This is a genomic window from Candidatus Jordarchaeum sp. (assembly GCF_052745115.1).
The window spans coordinates 1-3,265 of the sequence record NZ_JBRAKS010000407.1; the positions used below are offsets into that span (position 1 = coordinate 1).

Here is a 3,265-nt window from a genome sequence, read left to right on the forward strand (position 1 = left end):
CATATAATAAATAGTAGACTCATTGGCTTGGGTGGAAGTATTCATGTTTGACCCCCTGTTTAGCGAGAGGATTCCACGCTTCACAGGGCGAGAAGCATAAAAACACCTCTTGGAGAGGAAGAACAGCGAGAATTAACAATCAAAAGGACAGAGAAAAATCACAATATAATAAATCATAGACCCATTGATTAAGTTTGTATCCTTATTTAAAATTTAATACAATAATTATGGGACCTATAATATTCAGACATAATTATAATAAAATATTTAGGAAACATACTTATGATCATTTTTTTAGATTTATTCATTTAGAATTAGTTCTCCGCCGTATTCGCCCATTTCTGGATACCATTTCTGAGCGAAACCGAGTTTTTTCCCCATTCGAATTATCTTTCTATTTTCTGGAGCTACATATGCGAATAATTTTTTCACACCCATTTCTCTCGCCACTTCAATAGTATGCAAAAGTAAATTAGTTCCTATACCTTTGTGCTGCCAATCATCTTGAACCACGATTGCAATTTCAGCAGCACCAGTAGTCTTGTCCACATAGTATCTTGAATCAGCCACAATCTTGAAAGAATCTCCACGGTCTACTACAGCCACCAAGGACATTTTCTGATAGTAATCTATATCCACCCAGTCTTCCACAATCCACCTAGTAACTTTACGATAACCCATAAATCTGCGATAGTTTTTCTCCTTTGAAAGGACGCTATAAAATTGGTAGAGTGCATCTAAATCCTTTTTAGTTCTTAACGGGCGAAAAATTACCTCCCGTCCATCATCCAATTTGTAAACGGTTTCAAACCGTTTAAGCAGCCCTTCGTCCATTTTCACCTACACCCTACACAATTAAATAAAGTAACTAATATAAAAAAGAATACGCATCCCTATAAAATCACTTTTTATAGCAACTGAATTTTATTTTTAGAAACATGGAAAAAATGGAAATCAGTTGATGGGATTCAAATCTCTAGCTTACTATAGCCGCGATTAGTCCAATGAATCCTCCAATGATCATGAGAATCGCTGCTAAAAATGATAGGAATCCGCCCCCAAACACTAGCAGCAGAAGGATACCCCATCCCAGTACAAGTAACGCGTTTAATAAAGCCCACTTATCAAATAGTAAGAGTAGGCTCCATATAAAAGCTACAAATGAAGCTATTGCAACTAGTAAAGCCCAGGCAGTCTTCGGATCAAAGAATTTAAATAAATTCACAGATGTTAAAAGGTCCCAACCATAAAAAAGACCCAGAATCGCCCCAATAAGGGCTATTACTCCGCCTATTAATACTCCTGCTCTTGCCATTTTTTATTACTCCTATTAGTGTTAGTCATTCAATCAGAACTTAATTTAAATTTTTTTCACCTAGTTATCCAAGTTTTCGCTAAATGACGGCATTTTTTAAATCTTTGATCATTGATTAGAGTTTAATCGCTCTAAAAAAACTCGAAAATTTTCAAAAAAGTAAAATTTAATTTTAAAAAGTGGTTAGAATTTGCGTCTAATTATAATTCAAATTGCTGTATATTTAATCAATAATCTTCAGATAACGTAATATTATAAGGCATTTTTTGTTAATCGATAAAATTTGTAACCCTGACGAGATACTTGGATACGCTTATCTTAATATATCCGTTAAATACTCAGATTTATCTTCAAATTTTCAATAATAATTAATTGAAATAGTTTCTACTGCTAGCTAGTCCCATTCTAATATCGGGATAAATTTAATCTCAGAAACTCTCACCCCAATAATACCAAAATTTCTGAGTCATTAAAGTTTAGGGACAAGCTAGCACCCTACTTTTTTAAAAAAATTGAATGAGAAACATCGGTTTTCAGAAGGAATATTCATTTTACGAATTTTCAACAGGTTTATATAGTAACTTCAGAATTTTGATATTATGAGTCTTGAGGAATATAAGAGGAAGAGGGATTTCGGCAAGACCAAAGAACCCGCAGGGGAAGTAAAGAAAGGAGATGGTAAGATTTACGTTATTCAGAAGCACTACGCGAGCCATCTTCACTGGGACTTGAGACTGGAAAAGGATGGAGTTTTAAAGAGCTGGGCTGTTCCCAAAGAGCCTCCAACCAAGAAAGGAACTCGAAGATTGGTTATAACCACAGAGGATCATCCAATAGATTATGCGGATTTTGAGGGGGAAATTCCTGAGGGAGAGTATGGTGCGGGAAAGGTGGAGATATGGGATAGTGGCACCTATGAGGAGGAGAAGTGGCGGGAAGACAAGGAAATAATTGTTCAATTGAAGGGTAAACGCCTGAATGGACGCTACTGCCTCATAAGATTCCAAAAGGTTGAAAACGGATGGTTATTTTTCAGGTGTGATAAGAATGGAGAATAAGGAGAGGGCAAAAAAAATACTTGAATTCCTAAGAAAAGAATATGGAAACGTGGGGGGCACGGCTCTTAAATATAAGACTCCATTAGACCTACTTGTAGCAACCATACTCGCTGCACAGTGCACCGATGATTTAGTAAATAGGGTAACCGAGCAACTTTTTAAAAAATATAGAACAGCAGAAGATTATGCCAATGCGGATCTCGAAGAATTGGACCGGGATATTAAATCAATCATATTCCATAGGAATAAAGCAAAATCGATAATAAATTCTGCAAATATGATTGTTGAACAGTTCAACTCTCAGGTCCCTAAAACAATGGAGGAAATGGTGAAGCTTCCCGGCGTTGCGAGAAAAACTGCTAACATAGTGCTTTCTAACGCTTATGGAATTAATGAGGGAATCGCCGTGGATACACACGTTCTGAGACTATCCCAAAGAATGGGATTCACAAAAGAGAAAAATAGAGACAAGATCGAGAGCGATTTAATGAACTTGTATCCCAAAGATGACTGGTTCGAATTAACCAACCTTTTAATTACCCACGGGAGAAAGATATGCACCGCTAGAAAACCAAAATGTGCGGAATGTGCAATTAATAAGCTGTGCCCTTCCGCCTTTAAAGTTTAAGCTCTAAAAATATTGAGAATTCTCATTCTTGATTTATTTTTTTCTGCGATTTGTTACGGTGGTTTTGGTCATTATTTTCAAGATAAGAAGTACTGCCCTAAGGCTACATTGAGTAGGGTGGTAACAAAATTGATAAGTCATAGATACGGTTTAGGTGATGGTGATTGGATTGAAATTAACAAATCCGGATCTGTCTCGGGAGCAGATTCTTGAAGGGTTTACAACAGTAGGAAGATTTAATACTAAATAATACCATATATGGCT

Annotated in this window: 4 protein-coding genes; 2 read left to right on the plus strand and 2 right to left on the minus strand. The window is 36.2% G+C overall.

Annotation, left to right across the window (positions count from 1 at the left end; translation table 11 throughout):
- Positions 1 to 300: 300 nt before the first annotated feature.
- Positions 301 to 834, minus strand: a complete 534-nt coding sequence (locus tag ACUVXA_RS18615) for a GNAT family N-acetyltransferase (protein WP_445872788.1) — start codon at positions 832 to 834, stop codon at positions 301 to 303.
- Positions 835 to 976: 142 nt separating this feature from the next.
- Positions 977 to 1,315 carry a hypothetical protein gene (locus ACUVXA_RS18620; RefSeq protein WP_445872789.1) on the minus strand — a complete coding sequence of 113 codons (339 nt, stop codon included), beginning with the start codon at positions 1,313 to 1,315 and terminating at the stop codon, positions 977 to 979.
- A 599-nt stretch (positions 1,316 to 1,914) separates the two neighbouring features.
- Here ACUVXA_RS18620 and ACUVXA_RS18625 point away from each other — a divergent pair.
- Together ACUVXA_RS18625 and nth are read left to right on the plus strand one after the other, a co-directional pair.
- Complete coding sequence (locus ACUVXA_RS18625; protein WP_445872790.1) at positions 1,915 to 2,373, plus strand: DNA polymerase ligase N-terminal domain-containing protein; 459 nt, start codon at positions 1,915 to 1,917, stop codon at positions 2,371 to 2,373.
- Complete coding sequence (gene nth, locus ACUVXA_RS18630; RefSeq protein WP_445872791.1) at positions 2,363 to 3,001, plus strand: endonuclease III; 639 nt, start codon at positions 2,363 to 2,365, stop codon at positions 2,999 to 3,001. Before ACUVXA_RS18625 ends, nth begins: the two co-directional genes overlap by 11 nt.
- Positions 3,002 to 3,265: the final 264 nt, after the last annotated feature.

Coding starts and splice junctions, on each gene's coding strand:
- nth (WP_445872791.1), top strand. CDS start 2,363: ATGGAGAATAAGGAGAGGGCAAAAAAAATACTTGAATTCCTAAGAAAA.
- ACUVXA_RS18620 (WP_445872789.1), bottom strand. CDS start 1,315: ATGGCAAGAGCAGGAGTATTAATAGGCGGAGTAATAGCCCTTATTGGG.
- ACUVXA_RS18615 (WP_445872788.1), bottom strand. CDS start 834: ATGGACGAAGGGCTGCTTAAACGGTTTGAAACCGTTTACAAATTGGAT.
- ACUVXA_RS18625 (WP_445872790.1), top strand. CDS start 1,915: ATGAGTCTTGAGGAATATAAGAGGAAGAGGGATTTCGGCAAGACCAAA.